The 19,270-nt window shown below is 67.5% G+C and carries 25 protein-coding genes; 11 read left to right on the forward strand and 14 right to left on the reverse strand.

Annotation, left to right across the window (positions count from 1 at the left end; translation table 11 throughout):
* Window positions 1-4: 4 nt before the first annotated feature.
* The gene (locus ACIRJP_RS25645) at window positions 5-268 is read right to left on the reverse strand and encodes a hypothetical protein (protein WP_404178487.1); all 264 of its coding nucleotides are present in this window, start codon (window positions 266-268) and stop codon (window positions 5-7) included.
* Between the two features lie 220 nt (window positions 269-488).
* On the opposite strand from ACIRJP_RS25645, the gene ACIRJP_RS25650 reads away from it, so the two are divergent.
* From ACIRJP_RS25650 to ACIRJP_RS25680, 7 genes are all read left to right on the forward strand, one after another.
* The gene (locus ACIRJP_RS25650; protein ID WP_404178490.1) at window positions 489-830 is read left to right on the forward strand and encodes a DUF317 domain-containing protein; all 342 of its coding nucleotides are present in this window, start codon (window positions 489-491) and stop codon (window positions 828-830) included.
* 296 nt (window positions 831-1,126) lie between these two features.
* On the forward strand, window positions 1,127-1,345 hold the full coding sequence (locus ACIRJP_RS25655; protein ID WP_404178492.1) for a hypothetical protein: 219 nt from the start codon (window positions 1,127-1,129) through the stop codon (window positions 1,343-1,345).
* Window positions 1,346-1,439: 94 nt separating this feature from the next.
* Window positions 1,440-1,652, forward strand: coding sequence for a hypothetical protein (locus ACIRJP_RS25660; RefSeq protein ID WP_404178495.1), 213 nt, complete (start codon window positions 1,440-1,442; stop codon window positions 1,650-1,652).
* A gap of 91 nt (window positions 1,653-1,743) precedes the next feature.
* The gene (locus ACIRJP_RS25665) at window positions 1,744-2,073 is read left to right on the forward strand and encodes an esterase (RefSeq protein WP_404178498.1); all 330 of its coding nucleotides are present in this window, start codon (window positions 1,744-1,746) and stop codon (window positions 2,071-2,073) included.
* Between the two features lie 105 nt (window positions 2,074-2,178).
* Complete coding sequence (locus ACIRJP_RS25670; protein WP_404178501.1) at window positions 2,179-2,415, forward strand: MarR family transcriptional regulator; 237 nt, start codon at window positions 2,179-2,181, stop codon at window positions 2,413-2,415.
* A 32-nt stretch (window positions 2,416-2,447) separates the two neighbouring features.
* A complete protein-coding gene (locus tag ACIRJP_RS25675) occupies window positions 2,448-2,681 on the forward strand; it encodes a hypothetical protein (protein WP_404178504.1) in 234 nt (77 codons plus the stop codon).
* A gap of 440 nt (window positions 2,682-3,121) precedes the next feature.
* Window positions 3,122-3,943 (forward strand): DUF3800 domain-containing protein, encoded by an 822-nt coding sequence (locus ACIRJP_RS25680; RefSeq protein WP_404178507.1) that lies wholly within the window; start codon window positions 3,122-3,124, stop codon window positions 3,941-3,943.
* Between the two features lie 166 nt (window positions 3,944-4,109).
* On the opposite strand, the gene ACIRJP_RS25685 is transcribed toward ACIRJP_RS25680, so the two are convergent.
* The 9 genes from ACIRJP_RS25685 to ACIRJP_RS25725 all read right to left on the reverse strand — a co-directional run bounded on the left by ACIRJP_RS25685 (window position 4,110) and on the right by ACIRJP_RS25725 (window position 11,090).
* Window positions 4,110-4,511, reverse strand: coding sequence for a hypothetical protein (locus ACIRJP_RS25685; RefSeq protein ID WP_404178510.1), 402 nt, complete (start codon window positions 4,509-4,511; stop codon window positions 4,110-4,112).
* A gap of 105 nt (window positions 4,512-4,616) precedes the next feature.
* A complete protein-coding gene (locus ACIRJP_RS25690) occupies window positions 4,617-6,389 on the reverse strand; it encodes a relaxase/mobilization nuclease domain-containing protein (protein WP_404178513.1) in 1,773 nt (590 codons plus the stop codon).
* Complete coding sequence (locus ACIRJP_RS25695; RefSeq protein WP_404178516.1) at window positions 6,389-6,847, reverse strand: plasmid mobilization protein; 459 nt, start codon at window positions 6,845-6,847, stop codon at window positions 6,389-6,391. The genes ACIRJP_RS25690 and ACIRJP_RS25695 overlap by 1 nt, the downstream gene beginning before the upstream one ends.
* Window positions 6,848-7,050: 203 nt before the next feature.
* The gene (locus tag ACIRJP_RS25700; protein WP_404178519.1) at window positions 7,051-7,278 is read right to left on the reverse strand and encodes a hypothetical protein; all 228 of its coding nucleotides are present in this window, start codon (window positions 7,276-7,278) and stop codon (window positions 7,051-7,053) included.
* A 101-nt stretch (window positions 7,279-7,379) separates the two neighbouring features.
* Window positions 7,380-8,432: a DUF2637 domain-containing protein gene (locus tag ACIRJP_RS25705; protein ID WP_404178522.1), complete on the reverse strand. Its 1,053-nt coding sequence runs from the start codon at window positions 8,430-8,432 to the stop codon at window positions 7,380-7,382.
* A complete protein-coding gene (locus ACIRJP_RS25710) occupies window positions 8,429-8,995 on the reverse strand; it encodes a WhiB family transcriptional regulator (protein WP_404178525.1) in 567 nt (188 codons plus the stop codon). Before ACIRJP_RS25710 ends, ACIRJP_RS25705 begins: the two co-directional genes overlap by 4 nt.
* Window positions 8,996-9,110: 115 nt before the next feature.
* Entirely contained in the window at window positions 9,111-9,815 is a 705-nt protein-coding gene (locus tag ACIRJP_RS25715) for an ATP-binding protein (protein WP_404178528.1), read from the reverse strand.
* Complete coding sequence (locus ACIRJP_RS25720; protein ID WP_404178531.1) at window positions 9,815-10,834, reverse strand: hypothetical protein; 1,020 nt, start codon at window positions 10,832-10,834, stop codon at window positions 9,815-9,817. Before ACIRJP_RS25720 ends, ACIRJP_RS25715 begins: the two co-directional genes overlap by 1 nt.
* Before the next feature lies 1 nt (window position 10,835).
* Window positions 10,836-11,090, reverse strand: a complete 255-nt coding sequence (locus ACIRJP_RS25725; protein ID WP_404178534.1) for a hypothetical protein — start codon at window positions 11,088-11,090, stop codon at window positions 10,836-10,838.
* 330 nt (window positions 11,091-11,420) lie between these two features.
* On the opposite strand from ACIRJP_RS25725, the gene ACIRJP_RS25730 reads away from it, so the two are divergent.
* The 4 genes from ACIRJP_RS25730 to ACIRJP_RS25745 all read left to right on the forward strand — a co-directional run bounded on the left by ACIRJP_RS25730 (window position 11,421) and on the right by ACIRJP_RS25745 (window position 15,005).
* Window positions 11,421-11,852 carry a helix-turn-helix domain-containing protein gene (locus ACIRJP_RS25730; RefSeq protein WP_404178537.1) on the forward strand — a complete coding sequence of 144 codons (432 nt, stop codon included), beginning with the start codon at window positions 11,421-11,423 and terminating at the stop codon, window positions 11,850-11,852.
* Window positions 11,853-12,687: 835 nt separating this feature from the next.
* Entirely contained in the window at window positions 12,688-13,227 is a 540-nt protein-coding gene (locus ACIRJP_RS25735) for a hypothetical protein (protein WP_404178540.1), read from the forward strand.
* A gap of 9 nt (window positions 13,228-13,236) precedes the next feature.
* On the forward strand, window positions 13,237-14,418 hold the full coding sequence (locus ACIRJP_RS25740; protein ID WP_404178543.1) for an MAB_1171c family putative transporter: 1,182 nt from the start codon (window positions 13,237-13,239) through the stop codon (window positions 14,416-14,418).
* The gene (locus tag ACIRJP_RS25745) at window positions 14,415-15,005 is read left to right on the forward strand and encodes a hypothetical protein (protein WP_404178546.1); all 591 of its coding nucleotides are present in this window, start codon (window positions 14,415-14,417) and stop codon (window positions 15,003-15,005) included. The genes ACIRJP_RS25740 and ACIRJP_RS25745 overlap by 4 nt, the downstream gene beginning before the upstream one ends.
* A 135-nt stretch (window positions 15,006-15,140) precedes the next feature.
* On the opposite strand, the gene ACIRJP_RS25750 is transcribed toward ACIRJP_RS25745, so the two are convergent.
* The 4 genes from ACIRJP_RS25750 to ACIRJP_RS25765 all read right to left on the reverse strand — a co-directional run bounded on the left by ACIRJP_RS25750 (window position 15,141) and on the right by ACIRJP_RS25765 (window position 19,053).
* Entirely contained in the window at window positions 15,141-16,361 is a 1,221-nt protein-coding gene (locus tag ACIRJP_RS25750; protein ID WP_404178549.1) for a damage-control phosphatase ARMT1 family protein, read from the reverse strand.
* Window positions 16,362-16,386: 25 nt separating this feature from the next.
* The gene (locus ACIRJP_RS25755; RefSeq protein ID WP_404178552.1) at window positions 16,387-16,692 is read right to left on the reverse strand and encodes a hypothetical protein; all 306 of its coding nucleotides are present in this window, start codon (window positions 16,690-16,692) and stop codon (window positions 16,387-16,389) included.
* A 349-nt stretch (window positions 16,693-17,041) separates the two neighbouring features.
* Window positions 17,042-17,236 (reverse strand): hypothetical protein, encoded by a 195-nt coding sequence (locus ACIRJP_RS25760; RefSeq protein WP_404178555.1) that lies wholly within the window; start codon window positions 17,234-17,236, stop codon window positions 17,042-17,044.
* Window positions 17,237-17,784: 548 nt separating this feature from the next.
* Complete coding sequence (locus ACIRJP_RS25765; RefSeq protein ID WP_404178558.1) at window positions 17,785-19,053, reverse strand: helix-turn-helix domain-containing protein; 1,269 nt, start codon at window positions 19,051-19,053, stop codon at window positions 17,785-17,787.
* Window positions 19,054-19,270: the final 217 nt, after the last annotated feature.

Below are 19,270 nucleotides of genomic sequence, written 5' to 3' on the forward strand. Positions count from 1 at the left end.
TCGGTCAGGCGAGGCCCTCGCGGTGGGCATCCCCAATGCGGGAGCCCACCGCGCGGGCCAGCTCCTCCACCGTCAACTCGACGCGACGCCCATCCGCGATCCGGTCCTCCACCACCGCGCCCTCGTCTCGCCGTCCGTCGGACTGCGCACCGACAGCCCACTGGCCGTCGGCGACCATCGCGATGTCGCCCACCGTCCACGGCCGCCCGGCGGCCCGGATCTTGAGCTCCAGCCCGGCTCCGTCCCAGTGTCTGCTCGGCTCCGCCATCCCCGCTCCCCCTTCGGTCCCGTGCGGCCCGTTGCCACAACCCAGTTAGGACAACCGCGTCCGCCCATCCATTCCCGGGGCCGCGCGCCCTCTGCTGACGGCCACCAGTTCGCCCACGGCAGACGCCGCTTCCCGGGAAAGGACTACGTACTTCGGCACACCGCATGTCAACGTACGGGTGTTGGGAAAAACCGCAGGTCAACGAAGGGACCGTCCAACCGTGAACGCCTCCGCCACCCTCCTGCCCGCTGTCGTCCGCCCCGCCACGGAAGACCGCTGCTGGCTCTCCTCCGACCACTGCGCGGGCCCAGTGCTCGACCTCCTCGACGCCCTCGGCTGGGCAGTCGTCGACACCCCGGAGGCCAACGTCCACGCGAGGAGCCCGGACGGCCGTGTCTACGTCGGCTGGCTCCCCGAGGACCCCGCCGCCTGGAAGCGCGGCATCGTCTGGCAGGTCCGGGTGCACCCCACCAATGCCGAGCCTTGGGTCCAGGAGTTCGGCCTCTACACGCCGTCCGAGGCCGTCGCCGGATTCATCACTGCCCTCGTTGCCCACCGCTGACCGCGCCTCCACGCCGCCTGCTCCGAACAGCACCATCCGACAGGAGGTTCCGACCGTGCGCATGCTCTTGGCCACCCGCCCCGGCTACCGCTGTAAGTGCGCCTACGCCCGACGCTGCACCTGCTTCTACCTACCCGGTCAGTACGGCCGCCGTGCCAAGACCGTGCGCCGCCGTGCAGCCCGTCGTGCCGAACGACGCCAGTGGCAGCGCGACTTCACTGAATGACCGCGCACACCTGATACCCACCGAACCCGGCCGACCGGTTTCCGGCCCCCTACACCACTAGAAATCCACCATGCCCTTCCGCGCCCCGCTGACCAACCACCACGCTGATGGCACCGGCCGCCCGGCGGACCACAAGCACACCAGCTCCGGTAAGCCGCTCCACCCCGACTGCCCCGGCCGCGCATACACGCGGGCCATCTACTCCTGCGGCGGCTGGGAGATGGAGGAGTACGGCAAGGGCTACGTCAACGAGTGCCGCAAGCGGCACCTCGCCAGCCACACCCAGTGACCGCAGGTCCTTCGCTACCTCCTTCGACTCGACGGTTCCTGATGCTCCACCACCAACTTCGCCCCGTCATCCCATCCCCCTTTCGGAGGTTTCCGTGCCCCACTACCTGACCGTCGGCCACCTGCTCCGCCAGCTCCAGGACCTCGACCCCAACCTGCCGATCCGCCTCGCCATCAACCCGGACTTCCCTTTCACCCACTACTTGGGGGCCGAGATCATCGTCCGAAACGGCAAGGCGTTCATCACCGACGACGGCCAAGAGGGCTACCTCCCGGTGGAGGTCAGCGACGCCCTCGCCTGGGCCTGACCAGTCCCACCGACCCACCCCGGAGGTTCCTATCTCGTCGCGATCCCGACCTTCGCACGTCCTTCCGCTGCACGGCCTCGCCATACGGCCCATGCCGAGCGGCGTACGCGGCGCGCTGGTCCAGCGCGTCTCCGCCCTGCCCAACGGGCCGCTCGACGTCACCTGGCTCGCCGCCGAAACTCAGACGCTCCCCCTGGGGCGCATTCGCCTTCACTGGGAGCCAGCCTCCCTCGCAGGCTGGGACGTCACAGCCCATCTGGGCCTGGCCACCACAGAGGTGCATCTCGCCTCCTGGCCCGCCGCCCCGGACGACTGGCCGCGCCTGGTCCGCCCAACCATCCACGAGGTGCTCGGCCTGTGCGCCGCCCTCGCGGTCGCGACCGCCGCCCTCGATCTCTCGAATCGCCTCGCCCAGGTCTGACCGAAACCGCAGAAGGCCGCCCCGTGTCGCTCAGGCAGGGGCGGCCTTGCCGCACGCCCAGCCGCGCGTTGCGTACGCTCACCACCGACGAACGAGGAGGACACGATGGCCGACGACCAGCAACTCTGGGGGTATCCGGAGGTCGCCGCTCACCTGGGCATCAGCGTCCGAGCTGCCCGTAGCCGCAAGAGCCGGGGCAGCCTGCCGAAGCCCGACGACACCAGCGTGCCGGACCGGCCGCGCTGGAAGCCCGCTACCTTCCAGGGCTGGCGGCCCGTCGGCCGAGGGTTCCGGAGCGACCTGCACGGCCCCTCTCAGCACGAGATCACTCCGTCCGGCTGACCTGTAGTCGTGCCCGCCCGTAGGCTGCGGCCATGACGTCCGACTCGCCGATGCCGTCTCCGCCGTTCCCTTCGTCTGACAACGCTGTGCTCCAGGTGGTCGTCGGCAACGCCATCGCATCAGTACGCGACGGCGAAGCCTCGGTGGAAGAGGCGATCCTGCACGTGACCGTCCACGGCTGGAACGAGGGTCATATCCAGGGCGAGGACGAGTGCCCCGGCTGCCACTTCCGGGGTGGGCTGCCGAAGAACGACAACCGCGGCTGACCACCATGCAAGACCGAGGAATGCCGCGACTGTGTCGGTAGTCACAGGGTGAGAGCGGCTGTAGTTCGCCACCAGGCAAAGGGCGGTGCCGAGCTGAAGCGCGAACGCGGGCCAAAGTTGCCCAATTGTCGGCTAAGTGCGCTCCTTTGAGTCGGACCGGTGAGGGAATTCTTTCTCCCACAGGCCAGTTACACGCGAACGCCCAGTTCAGAGGCATGATGGGCGGATCCTAGGGGCACTGAAAGTGCGTCTATCCACCGCCGTATCCACAGAGTTGAGGAGGTTTTCCACAGTTCTACTGGCAGTACAAACAACGCCTGTGGATAGTCACGTGGCTAAGTACGGCTTGCAGTGCCACCATTCCTCCAGACGTATGCGCCGCCGTTCCTGTTAGACGGTCGACCGTACAACCGCCGTCACGCAGGAGTGGAGGGCCAGAAGTGGTGGACCCGGCAGTAGAAGTTGCCCTGCCCGCACAAGACCGGCATCAGCCGATCGTACGTCGGCTGCACGCGTTCATTGATGAAGCCGGCGTCCGCTCGCACAAACCGAAGGCGAGTGACCACTTCATCCTCTCTGCGGTCATCATCGCTGACGAAGACCTGCCCAGCGCTCGCGAGTTCCTGGCGAACCTCCGCCACGATTTCGGTCGCCGCCCTGGAGATACTCTCCACTGGCAGAAGCTCAAACACGAGGAACGTGTGCACGCAGCACGGCTTCTCGGCGAGCAAGAGTGGGTAACCATCTCCACCGTCGTGGTGGCGAAGCGCCTTCTACCTGATGAGACCCGGATCCTCGACGAGGATGAGGCATATCTCCTCACCGTGCGGTACCTGCTTGAGCGGCTCTCTTGGCTCGCCCGGGACACCGACGCAAACCTCTGCTACACCCTTGCGCACATCGTTCGGATGGAAGTAGCGAAGCTCCGCACCTTTGAAGCACTGCTCCGCAAGGAAGGCCCGGAAACCTGCCGCATTGAATGGGCGGCTCTCGACCCCCGCGGTGGCCGGATCGACCAGCCTAAACGCAACGAGATGCTCCAACTCGCTGATATCGCTGCGTCCGCCACCTACAAGGCATTCGACAACGACAAGTTCGGCAACACCGAGCGCCGCTACCTTGAGCACCTCCATCCCCGGCTCTACCGCCGTGGCAGTTCTCCTTTGACCTCATACGGGCTCAAGATGCACCCGTGGAACGAAACCACAAAGGTCGCTTACCAGTGGGTAAGCGACCTTGGGCTGCACGTCAGCCGGCTGTAGCCGCGTGACGCGGGTGCCGCCGAATTCGGTGGCAGACGACTGTCCGTGCGTGGTTCCCACTGTAGGACCAGGCACTGACAAGTCAATCGTGCTCAAGGACGAGTACACCCACCTGCGTCACTGTCGGCATCGTCCCTGGGCCAGACGGTCGCCCAGTTGATCACCGCTACAGGTAGGTGCCAGCGAAAGCACCGTCGAAGCCGAGAGCCGCGAGCCCCTGCTCGATGCTGGGGTAGGTAGTCCCGTCCTGAGTGGCGATCAGGGCGTCGAAGTCGGCGCGGCTGATCTCGGGTTCGAGCCACTGGTCGCTGCACCGGCAGACGATCCAGACGTTGCGGCCGTGGTTGATGAGCAGCCAGTCGCGCCGGGCGCGGCAGGCCGTGCACATCACGGGGATCCCGCGAAGGGCCAGTTCGCGCGGGTGGCTGAGGCAGCGCGTCGCGCCGGGGCCGCTGGGCGGCTGCGTCTCGTACTCGAGTTGCAGCAGGGGATCGTTGCCGGCGGGGAGGATGGGCAGCACGGGTGTCGGCTCTGCGGGGCGGTCGGTGGTTCTGAGCACGAGCGTCATCTCCCGGTCGAGGGCCTTCTGTTTCCATCCCTAACAGCCGGTGGAACCGGTTGTCCAGGGGTTTCTCGGAGTCTGGCAGCCGGTGACCGACCTGCCGGAGTTCGGTCAGCGGCGCGGTGGGCGGTTACGCGGGTCTGAGGCGGCGGGGCGAGGTGCGGCCATGGGTGCTGTTCGGGTGATGGTGCGGTTGGCCGAGGGCTTGCGCTGGCTGGTGCCGGCCTGCGGGCGGCGGATCGCCTCGCCCGGGTGAGCGGGGAGCTGGGCGACACGGCGCAGTCGCCAGACCAGGACATCGTTCACGTCCTCGGCGGTGTCGAGTTCGCGCATGTCGATGGCTTGCTGGAGGAGGGCCTTGGGGTCGTGGCCTGCTTGCTCGGCCTGGGCAAGGGTCGCGGCCAGGGCATCGGTCTTCGTCGACGAGCTGTCTGCTCGCAGCCTCTCTTCCGGCAGGGCTGCACGGATGGTGGCCTCGTAGGTTCGGCGTTCGGCTTCGAGCAGGGCGCGGCCTTGGTCGCGCAGTGCCTGCATGGGCGTGGCGGCGGCCTGGCGGTAGGCGGCTCGCAGATGCTCGACGGTCTGTCGGGAGGCGTGGGCCTGTTGGGCATGGCCACGAGCGGAGTGCCAGCGGGCGGCGGCGAGGGCAACGAGGACCAGGGTGGAGACGAGCATGGCGGTGGTGCCGCCGTCCTCGCCACGGCCAAGTGCGCTGCCGGCCTGGATGATGCCCCGGGCCGCCGATCGGATTGCCCGGGTGTCGGCGCGCTCGGCTCGGACGTGACTGCGGGTGGCGCGCTCGAAGGCGCGGGCGGCTGCACCCAGCTCGGAGCGGGTGGCGGCCGGAGAGGTCTGTGCGACCGCGTCCAGGAGTTCGCCGACCCCGACGAGTTGGGCTGCGGCTTCGTCGTCGTCGCTGGCGAGCATGATGGCGGCGTGCTCGGCGATACCGGTGGCGCTCCGTCGTTCCCGGGCGGGCTGGGACCAGTCCGGTCGGCCGCTGGTGGCGGCCGGAGGCGTCCTCTGGTCGGCAGTGCCGTCGGCCAGCCGAAGGCGGATCTTCGGCAGGGACAGGTCAGGGGCCAGGGTGGAGCCCGCGAACCAGATCGGCTTGCGGTCGCGGTTGCGGTCACCGGGGAGTGCGACATTGTAGCCGATGGCATCGCCGGATGGGGCGATTCGCATCTTCACGCGCAGGCCCGCCTGGCGCAGCCGGGTGAAGAACTCCTCTTCGGTGGCGGTCCCGGCGAGGGCGTGGCGGACGGCTTCCCGGAGTGTCTCGCGTGGCGCCTCGGGTCGGTTGGTGCGCTCGGCCTTGAAGCGTTCGGCGCTGGTGGGGGTCTTGGCTCCGGTGCCGTCGCCGGGCTTGAGCTCGCGCAGTCCCATCTGCTTTTCGATACGGCGGCATTCGGCCTGGGCCTTCTTGAAGTCGTAGTTCATCCTGGGGCGGCGAAGGTCGCCTCGGACCATGGTGGCCAGGATGTGGATGTGGTCGTCCGCGTGCCGCACGGCGACCCAGCGGCAGCCGTCCGGGTCCCCTTCGGGGGCGAGGTTGACGGCGTGGACCAGGCGGCGGGCGACGGTGTTCCACTCGGCGTCGGTCAGGGTCCGGTCGCCGGGGTCGGTGCGGACCGAGCAGTGCCAGACGTGCTCGGCCGGTGCCGTGGTGCCGGCCTGCTTGACACGCAGGTCCAACGCGGCGGCGAGGCGGGCGAGGGTGACCTTGGGGTCGGAGTCGGGGCTGGTGTCGCGTCCGGGGTCGGGGGCGAAGCCGTCCCAACTCCCAACGAGGTGGGCGTCGATGTGTTCATCGCGTTTGCCGGGACCGTACAGGTAGACGAGCAGGCCGTGCGTTCGTGAGCCGCGTCGGATTTTGGGGACCATCAGAGTCGCTTTTTCACCAGGGCGTCGGCCGTGTCGTCGATGCGGGCCAGGAGTCGGGTCAGGGCCGTGAGGGCGTGGTCGAGTTCGCCGGGGCTGGGCTGCCCTCCGGCGTTGTAGATGTAGGCGATCTGGTTGATGTTGTTGCCGACCCTGGAGAGGGCGGTGCGCAGGGCGGCCAGCTCGTCGATGGCGGTGTCGAGTTGGTCGTTGGTGTGCAAGGTGGTGGAACCGCGGGCGGCAGCGAGGCCGGCGGCGGCGAGGAATCGGGCGACGGTGACGCCGCGCTGCGCGGCGGCGGCGACGATCTCGGCTTTCTCAGTGTCGGAGAGGCGAGTGGTCGTCTTGCGGGTGCGCTCGCTCGGGTTGCGGCTGCGGCGGCGCGGTTTGCGGTCGGGGAAAGCGGGCGTGCTCGGGCTCGGCTGCTCGCGGTGGTCGTGGCGGTCTGCTTCTCCTCCCACGACGGGCGCCTCCTGGTGCCGGGAGTCCGGTTGGTCACCGTGCGCCCTCGCTCGGGGACCAACCGGACTTCCCCCGCCCTCCTGGGCGGGGGCAAGTGCGTACGACGGGCCGTAGGACCGTCGTACGCGACAACTTGCTCCGCCAGGAGCCGTCGTGGGGTCACGCTGCTGTCCGGCCGTGGTGACCACCAGGTCGTTGGCGGTCACCGGCTCGTCTCCGGATTCTGCTGCCGGATTTCGCGGACGAGTTCCTCGATCCAGTCCATGGCCAGGACCGGGTGGTGCAGGGTCCAGGGGCGACTGTGCGGGGTTCGTTGCACAGTCCAGGTGTTGTCGGGGCCGGATTGGGCGCCGCGGCGGAGGTGGCCGCGCTGGTGCAGGACGGTCAGCCAGGAATCGACCTCGGCAGGTGTGGCCGGGTGGGTGCGCATGTGGTGCTCTCCGCTCCGCTTCGGGAGGCTGTGGGGGTGTGTGTCCGGGGCGGGTGACCGGCCAAGGTGTCCGGCTCGGTCACCCGCTTCGGGCTGTCCGGTCAGTTCCGGGCGGAGGTGACCGGCTGTCCGTGGTGCTTGCGGAGCTGGGCCATCAGGGCGGTCAGCGTGTCGTTGGACAGGGGGATCTGCTGGCCTCGGATCGCCTGGGCGACCACCTTGCGGGTCAGCTTGTCCTCGGCCCTGACCGCTGACCGGGCGATCTTCAGCAGCTCCTCGGTATCCGGGTCAGGCCGCCGGTCACTGGTTGTGCGGGTGTCCCGGTCAGTGACCGGCCGGTCGGTGACCGGCGAGAGGCGGTCCTGGTGGTCGGTGACCGGCTCGGTGCCGGCCGGGCGGTCAGTGACCGGCGGCGCGGTGTCCGACTGTCCGGGCAGGTCAGCGGCCTCGTGCGGCTGCTCGTGGTGACCGGTGACCGGGTTGCTGCTGTCCGCCGGGGCACTGTCCCCGGTCAGTGACCGAGGACTCGGGGTCTGCTTGTCCAGGGACAGTCGCGGCCGGTCGGTCAGGGCAGTGACCGGCTGTCCGGCGCTGACCTGACCGGCCTGCGGCTGCTGCTGACCGACCCGGTCAGTCCGGGTGACCGCGATTCCCTCGGGTCGGTCAGCCTGACCGAGGTGACCGGCCTGACCGAGGTCCTCGCGGTCACTGCCCTTGACCGGGCCCCGGGCGATGAGGATGTAGAGGTGGACCGCTCCGGCCAGCGCGAGCGGGGCGATGGTGGACAGCACCGCGACCACTGTGTCCCCGAGCCGGAGTCCGGTGTCGGCGACTGCGTCCTCGTTGAGTCGCACCGCGTGGAGCGCGTTGGCCCAGATGCTGGCGGCGGTGGCCGTGCCGAAGAGGGTCCAGACGTAGAGCCGGGCGCGCAGAGGCGCGTCGCGGAGGACCAGGAGTGCCCGGATGCCGTAGGCGATGAACCCGTCGATCACCAGCGGGAAGAGGTAGGTGAGGAAACCGCGGATGTGGACGGCGACGGCCATCTGCTGGAGGGCGTCGTACGACAGCGCGCATCCTGCGCCGCCCAGGGCGATGACGACCGCGCGGTCCCAGCCGGTGATGTGCGCCGCCTTCGGCATGCTCGCGGTACTCACGCCGCCGTCCCGAAGTCGTCGCGGCCCAGGCGCTCACCGTCGGCCTCGGGAGACGTGGTGGTGTTCGTGGCCGGCTCCAGGTCACGGTGTACGAGAGCGCGGCGGGTCTCTCGGTACAGCTTCTGGGCATGCTCCTCGGAGATCTTCAGGAGCCAGGCCAGACGCTGCTCGGTCACCCCATGGTGGAAGGCGGCGTAGACGACCGCGCGGCGCTCGGCATTGGTGAGGTGGATGTCGCGCCCCGCGATCGTGTCGTTGACACGGCTGTAGTCGAGGCGGTGGGCGATCTTCTCGTGCAGTGGCCCGCGCTCCTCCTCGGTCAGGCCGCCCCGGATACCGTCGCTATTGCCGCCTTCCAGCGCGGCATCGAGGCAGGTCCGGCGGACTGGGCACTGGCCGCACAGCGCCTTCGCCGCGGCAATCTTGCCGGTCTCGTCGGGCTCCGGGAAGAAGATGTCGGGATCCACCGGGTTGTACTCGGTGCTCTGGCAGACGGCCTCGTCCTGCCAGGTCTGGTCGCCGAGCGACCGGTGGCGGGCAGGGCTGATCGTCATGGTGGTCATGCGAGGTGCTCCGATCGCTCTCCGCGCGCAGGGGCGTCGGCGGAGAGGTGCGCTGGGTCGGTGAGGTGCACGGGCGGCGCGTGGCGCACGGCCCGGTGTGGCGGCCTGCGGTGGCTCAGGCTGCGGTGCGGTGGCGTCTGCGGTCGACCGGCTCGAACTCGACCCGGGTGGTCATCTGCGCGAGCCTGCTGGTGACGCGGTCGCCGAGGTAGGCCCGGAGGTCCTTGATCGCCAGGTTGGTGGTGATCAAGGTCGGGAGCTCGTAGTTGTACCGGCGGTTGATCAGCCGGTACGTCACTTCCTCGACCCACTCGGACGCCTTGGCCGCGCCGAGGTCGTCGATGATCAGCAGCGGGCAGCGGCTGACGGCCGCCAGCTCCCGCTCACTGTCGACCCCGGGCCGGGGCCGCAGGTCGGCGTACAGGTCGGCGGCGGTGGTCGCGCGCCAGCGCACGCCGACTCCGCTCTGTACCAGCTGCCGGACCGCGCCGTACGCCTGGTGCGTCTTGCCCGCGCCGACGACCCCGGCCATCAGCAGGCTGGGCCCGGTGGTGACCTGTCGCCGGGCTCCCCGGCTGGGGGCGACGGCCGCCTCGGCGACATCGCGGGCCCAGGCCAGGACCTGGGGGTGGTCGGCGACTGCGGCCTGGTAGCGCGGGGGCATCCCTGCGGACAGGGCGTCCAGCGGGGAGAACGGCTCGGGTTCGTCGACCAGTGTGGCGACGGCGGCCGGGGCGATGTTACGAGCGGCCAGGATCCGGGCCATCCGGTCCAGGGTGCCCTCGCCGAGGGTCTGCGGTTCGCGGTTACGGGTGCGCATTACAGCTCCTCGGCGTAGGCGGCGGCAGCGTTGGCGGGGTTGGTCCACGCCTGGTGAGCGGGCACGTTAGGCCGGATTCCCGGCCGCGCCAAACCGCCGGACCGTGCGTTCATGGCCTCGTTGACCATGCTGGTCAGCACGCTCGGGTGCTTGGGGTTGGCTGCGAAGTTCTGCAGTCCGGCCCGGATGTGCTCCGGGGCGATGCCCTCGCCCAGGAGCTTCTTGGTGATCCGCCCGAGGTGTCCGATCACGTCGCTGGGCGGGCGCTCGTCGCATGCAGCGACGTACTCGCCGACGAGCTGGTTGGCCGAGTCGGGGGCTGCGGGCGCTGTGCGCCCCGTAGGGAAAGAAGATCCAGGATCCAAGATCCTAGATCCAGGCGCCGAGCCCTCTCCGAGGCTTCGGGGAAGGTTCGGGGAATCCTCGGCGAATGTGCCCTGACCTGCACTTTTAAGACCCGCGTGGCTAGAGGTGCCGACCATGCCGTCAAAGGCGTCCTGCTGGGCGGCGGGAGCCTCGCCTGCGTGGCCGCGAGGCGTCGCGGCGGGTTTCGCGGGCAGATCGAGGGCTCGGGGAGCGCTCCCCGAAGGCTCGGCGAGCCCTCGGGGAGGGGTGGGCGGCTCCTCGGTCCGCTTGGTGCAGGTGCCCTTGCAGGGGGCGCACCGGTCGGCACCGTGGTGCTGCGGGCAGGAGGGCAGGCGGGACTGGCTCGGCTTGTCGATCTTCTGGTGGTCGGACCAGGTCACAATGTGGAGGTAGCGGCGGCCGTCGCAGCCGGTGTACCGGCAGATCAGGCCAGCATTGGCGAGCTGGTGAAGGTCGTCTTCGACGTGGACCGAGGTGTGCTCGGCGCGCAGGGGCCAGAGAAGCCCGGCAATGATCGCTGCGTTGTCACGGTGGCGGCCGTGGTCGTCGGCCTGAGTGAGCAGTCCGAAGAAGGTCCGCTCTGCCTCGACGCTCACTTCGGCGAGCGACTCGGAGACGAATGCCTCCGGCTTGATGGTGCGTATCCGCGCCATATCAGCGGCCCCGACCGGCGGCGAGCAGGTTGCCGCTGTTGAGGGGCGCGTCGGCGAGATCGAAGATGTATGACCGGTTCCAGTCCGTTTCCGGCCGTCCCCTTTGAAGCCTGCGGACTGCGGCTCCAGCGGTCGTCCGGCCCAGCGCCAACCTCTCCCCGGCCTCGTCATCGACGATGGCGTGGGACACCAAGCGCCACTCGCGATCCGCGACGTCCGGCGGGGTACTCGCCCACTCCTCTGCGGACAGCAGCATGCAATACTCCCTTGCTTGGACGGTGAGTGGCCGTTCTCGTGCAAAAGCCCGGCCGCTCACCGATGTATGAATCCGCCCCTCTCGGGGTTGACGGCGCCTGGGAGTTACCAGCTCCTGGGCGCCGTTTCTCGTCTCTGTCTGCTGGGACGCAGAACTTGTGGGTGACCCACCCGTCTCGCCTGCCCTGCCCACCACCTCGTTTCCATGAGTCGATGATCGTGCGACGACACTAGACCAGCAAATATGATCAACGTCAACCAGGGAAAATGGCGACCCTGGGGTATCGTTCTCATCAGTCACACTGAACGAATCACCGAACGGGGAGTAGGCATGGTGAGCGACGGAACCCCCGAGGGGAAGCGCACCCTCGCCAGCAAGCTCGACTACCTGTTCGAGACGGTGCGCCCTCGCGGCCGAGCCGCGTACACGCACGAAGAGGTCGCGACCGAGATCGCCAAGCGGGGAGGGCCCACCGTCTCCGCCAGCTACATCTGGAGCCTGCGGACCGGCAAGAAGGACAACCCGACCATGCGCCACCTGGAAGCCCTCGCGGACTTCTTCGGCGTACCCCCCTCATATTTCTTCTCCGCCGAGGACTCGGAACGCGTCGAGTCCGAACTGGCACTCCTCACCGCATTCCGCGACGCCGAGGTTCGGGGCGTCGCCCTGAGATCCTCCGGGCTCTCATCGGAGACCCTTCAAACGATCCGCGGCTTCGTGGAGAGGGCGCGCGCCCTGGAGGGGCTCAGCGACGAGGGCTGAGCAGCATGCCGCAACCCGGCAAGCTCATTCGGTATCTCACGTGAAGTCAGAGCAGTTGGCGGCCTCACACATAGACACACAAGGATCCACTCCTGGATCCCAGGACTCGACGGAACCCCGCCCTGGATCCAGGAAGCCTGGACGCCGCCACCTCGACGCCGATGGCCGCCCGTGCAGGGGCACGCCCGTATCGCCTGCCGCGAAACGACAGGAGCACCAACGAGCGTCGGCCGCAGGCCATGAGAGGCGACGGCGCGCGGATTGCCGCGACTCGGCGACCGGATACCCGGTAGCGATGGTCGATTTCGTCGAAAACGTCCGCGGCCATGAGCCCTTCCAACTCGTTCGGTAGTAACGCCGCCCGCCACCTTGCCACAAGGCACAAGGCGCAAGCGGGTTCAAAAGAGGACTCCTTGAGATCAGGCAGGAATCAAAGAGCGGAAGCGAACCCCCACGGGTCGCCATCCGACCGACTCACCGTCGGGCGTTCACCTATCCCCATCTCCCCCGCAGAGCAAATAGACACCCCTGCCAGGACACAAGAACCTTCGGGAAAGCCCAGGGAATGACCCACTTGAATGCAGGGTGACGTTCGTCACCAATTTAATGCCCAACCCGCGTTCGCCCACAACGACTGCCCCTTGTGGTCGTTTGATCCAATTTGACCACGTAATCAATTGACCAACAGTCACTTGATCATGAAACTGATTGCAGATTCATCTAGTTTCGCGATTGAGTGCACCGCACATCCGTTAACGTTGCGAGTGCGGGGGACGCACCATTTATTGCACCGGCTCATATTGAGTACGGGCCAAAAGAAACCTGCGGAGGCGCCTTGTCTTTGCGTAGTCGTCGTGAATCCGCCGGCCGCGCACCCCGAAGCCGGGAGCGTTGCGAGGATCTGGTTCGGTCCCTCGACATCCAGGCCCCCTTCGACGTGGAGGCCCTGTGCAGGAGCATCGCCAAACAGCGCGGACGTCCTCTCTATCTACACAGCACACCTGGCGTCACCGGTACAGACATTCCGTGCGGCGCCTGGCTTGCAACAGAAAAGGCCGACCACATCTTTCACGAACAGTCGACCAGCCCACTGCACCGGACGCACATCATCCTGCACGAGTTGGGCCACATGCTTCTGGGACACCAGTCCGCTCTGGACAACAGCGGAACGGGGATCAGCGCAGCCCTGTTCCCGGACCTGTCGCCGGCCATGGTGACCAGCCTTATGAAGCGGGCCAGTTACAACACCGAAGATGAGCGAAGTGCCGAATACCTGGCAGGTCTCATCGCCTCCGAGGCAGACCTGGCCACGAAGAAAAACCGCGACCGAGAGTCCGTCCTTCAGAGGCTCGACGACGCCCTGAGCGATACCTGAGAAATTCCCATGATCTTCCTCGTTCCGGCGATCCTCCTATGGGCTGTCGCCCTGTGGCGAGCACCTGCCGCCATGCGCGACAAGCGCAAGCGCCCGCTATGGAGCGCGTTCATCGCTCTCGCGATCGCCATGACAATCAAGCCGGCCGACATAGCCTCCGCGCTCGACGACACCCTCGGCGTTCACAACGTCGCAACGCTCTGCAAGCACGTGGCTGGAATTCTGGCCGCCTATTCGGTCCTGACGTTCGTTCACGACATTGCCGACGAACGCAGTCCTGAACTACCCAGCTCCAGACAGCACGTCGCCGTCCCTGTGACGGCCGCCGCATGCCTTACCGTGCTGTTCCTCTCAGCTCCGCAACCGCGGGAGGCGGAGGACATCCTGACCGAGTACGCCGCGGACTGGCCTATCGCTCTCTACGGCGTCATCTGGAGCGCGTTCCTGGCTACGGCTCTGCTCAGCGCCACACGCCTCTGCTGGCAGTGGGGCCGCCATCCCAACGCGGGTCTGCTGGGGCGTGGACTTCGACTGACCGGCATCGGCACAACGATCGGCATGGTCTACGCCGCGCACCGCGTAGTCGCCCTCGCCCTTCGGTTCTTCGGAGTGGACGCGCTCTCTCCCGAGGCGGACAGCACGATCAGCAACACTCTCCTCTTCAGCGCGTTGCTGTTCATCATCGCCGGAAGTACTTTGCCCGTTGGGCGCCGTCTGGGCGCCTGGTACCCCATGCATCGCGATCTCGTGCTGTTGCGACCTCTCTGGTTCGACCTCACCAGCGTGGCACCCACAGTTCGCTACGAAGCGCCACGAGGCCGTATCCCCGAAGCCCTCGACGTCCGACGTAGTCGGGACCGGCTCTATCGCCGGGGAATCGAGATCCGCGATGCGGTACTCGCGCTCGGATCCCACGCACCTACGAGTCTCCGTGAAGAAGCCCACGCGTACATCGCACGGCAAGGGCTCGTCGGCGCCCAAGCAGCCGTCACCGCCGAGGCGTGTTGGGTACTTACCGCACGGCTCAACCACACCGCCGGTGATCATTCCGCTTCCGGAGGCGTCGTCCCACCCGCCAGCGGCGGCCCAGATCTCCGCACCGAGATCCAGGCTCTGAAACAGCTGTCCACGGCCTACCGGTCCGACCTGGTACGTGACTTCGCCCTATCCAACCGTCAGGACTTTCGATGAGCACTCCCCATCCGCCCGTGCGCCTGGCCCGCGTGATAACTGACGCCCTGGCCCCGGCCTATCTAGTGATGGGCATCCTGCTCGTTGTCGGTTGGCACAGCACCAACGACTGGGCGGGACTCGGCTGGGGCCTCCTGGCGGCACTCTTCTGCGGTGGCATCCCCTTCGCCGTCATCCTGCTCGGCGTCAAGTTCGGCCACTGGACCGACAAGCACGTGAAGGTGCGGAGCCAGCGTGCGATTCCCCTGAGTGCCACAATGGCCTCGGTCCTCCTGGGTATCTCTCTGCTCGTGGTGTTCGACGCTCCCCGCGAGGTCTTCGCTCTCGTCACGGCGATGCTCGTGGGCCTTGCCGCGACCATGGCAGTCACGGTCTGGTGGAAGGTCTCCGTACACACCGCCGTCGCGGGCGGTGTCGTAGTCATCCTCATCCAGGTCTACGGTCTCGTTCTGTGTCCCTTGGTGCTTGCTGTGGCCGCCATCGGCTGGTCGCGCGTTGCCCTACGCGACCACACGACGGCCCAGACGATCGCGGGCGCCGCCCTGGGGGCGGCAGCGGCGGCAGTCACGTTCGGGCTCCTTCGGTGACCCAGCCGCCCTGCGGCTCCGCCCCGCCCTCACAAGTTCTCGGCACGGCTCCGTGAGCAGTTGATCCGCGCGGCTAACTTGGCCGCCCATTCCAGGTATGAGACCTGATGCGCGCGAGCTCACCCCGCCCCAGGTCTACCGTCGCACCTGAATCAGCGCATGAGTTCCGCTCGTACGCCAGGCAGCCCTGGACCGCTCCAGGGCGTCCAGCGTTCCCTTCTCCAGACCGACGATGACGTCGGACTTCAGGGTCCGGAGCGCCGCGACGGCCCCCGGGAAGTAGTCGGTGCGGTCAGTGAAAGGCGCCGTGGCGTCCCACGCCTGGTCGCTCACCAGGCGACGGTAGTTGAGGTCACCCTTCAGGATGGTGAGCGTGGCGCTCGCGAACTCGCCGCGAAGGTCCTCGGGCATCTCCTCGTACGACAGGGGAGCGCAGAAGAACGGGTGGGTGCGGACCTCCAGGTTTCCTGCCGCCATGGCCTTCCACAGTCGGGCGCCGATCCGGCTGGCTTCGCCGGGCGCCTCGGTGAGGCGACGGAGGCAGTCGACGACGTCAGCCGTCATCGCGTCGGAGACGTAGTAGGGGTAGGGCTTGACGTGAAGCACGACCCGTTCGGCGTGCCGCTGTTCGAGGAGGTGGTCGATGAGGATCAGATCCGGGATGAGCTCTCGTCCCGCGTTGTCCGCCACCACGGAGACAGTGGAGGACGCTCCGGCGGGCAGGAGCTGCCACAGCACGGCGCTGTCGTCGGCGACCAGCGTGGAGGCAGCGGCGTCACCGATCGCCGGCTCCCCCGCCGAGACGCGGAAGCCGAGGTCCGCACGATTGCCCCAGAGCGAGGCGTGGAGCAGGGCCGTGGCCCGCTCCTCGGCCGGCGCGTCCGCATACGCGTCGAGGGCCCTCAGCTCCTCTTCCACCGCGTCGCCTCGTAGTTCGGCCTGCTTGAACGGCGCGAACGGATCAACTCCCTGCCATGGGCCGGTGCCGAAGTACTCGACGGCGGCGAGGAGCCTGCGGTAGAAGTAGCTCTCCGCCCACAGGAACGGGGCGTCGTACCACGAGCGCCCGAAGTGCTCCTGCCCCCAGTCCGCCCAGCGCTCGTGGTCGTGTTCCGCGGGGGCGAGCGGCTCGACCACACTGTTGGTGATCTCCTCCAGCAGGGCGTCGAGGGCCTCGTGCTGTCGGCGGCCGTACGGGAAGGCATCTCGTACCTGCTGGATGAGGGCAGGGTGGCGCTTGGCCAGCACACCCCAGGCGAACGAGCCGGGCTCGTTACTCAGAATGACCGGAGCACCAACTGGGATGGTGTCGCGAACGGCCTCGCCGCGCGAGGTTCGGGAAGTCTTCTCTGTCATGGTGTCCAAGCCTTTCGCATTTCGCTCACGAGTCCATGATCCCCAGGGCCACAACGTCGGCAGCACTGCCTACCAGCACCTCGCCCGTCGTCGCGGGTTCGAAGGCCGCGCAGCTGACTGTCGCGGTCGTGGTGTCGATGACGCCGACGCCGCCAGCGCCGTCGCCGGCCACGGCGGTGCGTCCACCGGCCGCGAACTGTGTGGACCACACGGTGTTCGAGCCGCTGGCCAGTGTCCTGAGCCTGCTCTCCCCCGCGGTCCAGACGCGAACGGCGCCGTCCTTGCATCCGGCGATCACGGTGCCGTCGCTCGTCCTGGCGAGTGAGCGCACCCAACCCACGCCTGGTGGGAGCTGGGTCTCGCTCAGGGACGCATCGACGAGAACCGGTCAGGCACGGTCCGCGACTGCGTGAGCGGCAACATGGCTCTGGATCCCGCAGCGAACGATGAGCCGCCGTCAGTGCCGCGTGGCGCACTCGTCGCTCCAACTTCGGGACAAGATAGTGCCGTTGTCGGTTCTTCGGTCGGCCCGCAGGAGAGCGAACACAGAGTTGACGCGGTGCGCCCGGAGCATGCGGGAAAGACGTCACGGAACGTTCTCGTATCGATCGAGAGCGATTGACACCTCTGGGCCGACTGATCCGCGGCAAGCAGGAGTAACAGCGCGACCAGGCAGTCCGCTAGAACTGAATCTGGCCGATCACGGTCGTAACACCAGATACGAACCGATTGATATCCGGCGCCATCGATGTGCTGGCCAGGAAGAACCCGAAGAGCACGCTCACGATCGCGGGCCCTGCCTTCAAAGTGCCACCTCGGATCAGTACGACCAGGACGATGCCAAGTAGCAGAACGAGGGAGATGTTCAGGGTCATCAGGAATCTGCGGCTTCCCCTGGCCCGCGCCGCTCCTTGCGCGCCTGGCGGAGTGCTCTGCGTAGCGGGCCGGGCTGCGTCAGCGACCTCGGGCCATGCGGGAGGACATGCCAGTGCATTCCGGGCGGCTCCGTGGTTCCGGCGGGCGGCACGACGACGTGGCACTTCTGTCCGAGGGGCACCGTTCCCGGCTCTTCCCAGTCAGTGGCAGTGCCGGGTGGCACGAGGAAGTACAGACGAGGCTCCGGCCCCCCGGGGTCAAGAATGACCGGGCCGACCTCTGTGCCGCCCTCCCGGAGGAGCTCTATCGCCCGCCGGCCAGTGATCTCTACTGCGCGGATGGCGTCCCACCATTGGCCCGCTGAGCACAGTTCGGGATCGTCGCCTATCGGCATCCACCGGGGCGGCAGAGCGGGAACACGTGGACTGACATAGGACACGGAAACGGCCTCCTCACAACCATCTGTGAGAAGACCATTCCACCCTGCTGGCTCCGTGCGCGGACAGATTGTCCGTGGGCTTCCTTCGCGAAGCCCTTTGACTGCTCCTCAGGTTGTGATAACTCCCGACCAACTGCCAAACGCAGAAAGTTCGTTGGACGGGTGGGCGTCCATCCGCAGAAGCGCCGCGGTCGTCTCGCGAGCTGAAGGGTGGAATCGCGTGTGGTTCGGAGCGACCTTCCGTGCACGTCGAAGGTCCACAAATGCGCCCGTCCTGTCCCCCGCGGCCAGCTTCGCCGAAGCCACGTCGATGAAGTGGTGGCTCGACCGCTCACCCACCGTTGACGTTGGAGGCGCCCACTCCTCACCCGGCGTGTCGGACCACTCCGTGAGTCGCGCCAGGGCTTGCTCCGTGTCGCCCAGGTCGATCATGGCGTGCACTTCGTGAATTCGGATGTTCGTCGGCCCGAAGGACATCTCGTAGGCGAGGGAGTCACGGTTGCCGGCCATCCTGGCCACGGTCTCGGCTTCGCGCAGGTAGTCGTCTGCGCGGTCCGGGTTGTTCTCCCTGGCTTCCAGCACGGCCAACTTCAGCAGCAGGGCCCCGTCCACCGCGAGCGCGTCGTCGGTGAATGAACGCTCCGGCTGCAGGCGCTCCAGTTCCTGGCGCAGCGCCTGGAGCTTGCGACGAGCCGATGAGTAAGCCCCCTGGCGAAGCATTGCCCCAGCGACCAGGTAACCAGCGGTGAACTTCATCAGCGGATCGCCGGACCGGTCCGCCGCCCACCGCACCCGTTCCAGCGCCGTGTTGGACAGGTCGTGATGCCCCATCTTGTGCGCGAGGGAGTTCACTGCCCGGTAGGCGCGAGCGAGGTGCCAGAACGCCTTGGCCTGGTCACCGTTGCGGCCGTCGAGAGCGAGGTGCGTCAGCTCCGTGAGAATGGGCGGCAGGAGTGGCCCCATGGGGGCGTAGAGCGCATCCCGTCGCAGAGCCGCCACCTGGTCGACCTCGGACGCGAGAACCGGCAGTGCTCTTGGCGCGATCTCGAGTTCGTCCGGAGTGTCGTAGCACAACATGATCCTCCGGAGCTCGGGGACCACTGCGTGTACTCCGTCCTCAGCCTCCGGCTCACCGTAGTACGGCTGGCCGGTCAGAACCTCGGGACCGAAGTGGAGCGCCTTGGCGAGCGCCAGGACCAGAGAAGGCGAAGCCTTGCGCGCGCCGGATTCGAGCTTCTGGACGTAGCTGGGCGATATCGCGGCCTTCTGTGCCAGTTGAGCGGCAGACAGCTTCCGTGTTCGGCGGGCTATACGGAGACGGTCTCCCAGCGTCAGGTTTTCACTCATCGGTGGATCGTTCCCTTCGCGACGGAGCACTGCGCTCAGCGTACGGACAATGTCCAGCCCTCACAGATGTGCTCGCCAAGTGTTAACAGCATGGTCGCCCGCAGGTGCAGGCTCGACCATCAAGCACCTCTCACGCACAAGAGTGCAGAAAACGGCATAAGTTGCGCGATTCACCCCTGTAAGTGCGATGCCACAAGCGATCGGCTTTTTATCGATAGTTGGTGGATCCGTCAAGACATACGGGCGA

It is taken from the genome of Streptomyces sp. NPDC102437, assembly GCF_044765565.1.
GTDB lineage: Bacteria > Actinomycetota > Actinomycetes > Streptomycetales > Streptomycetaceae > Streptomyces.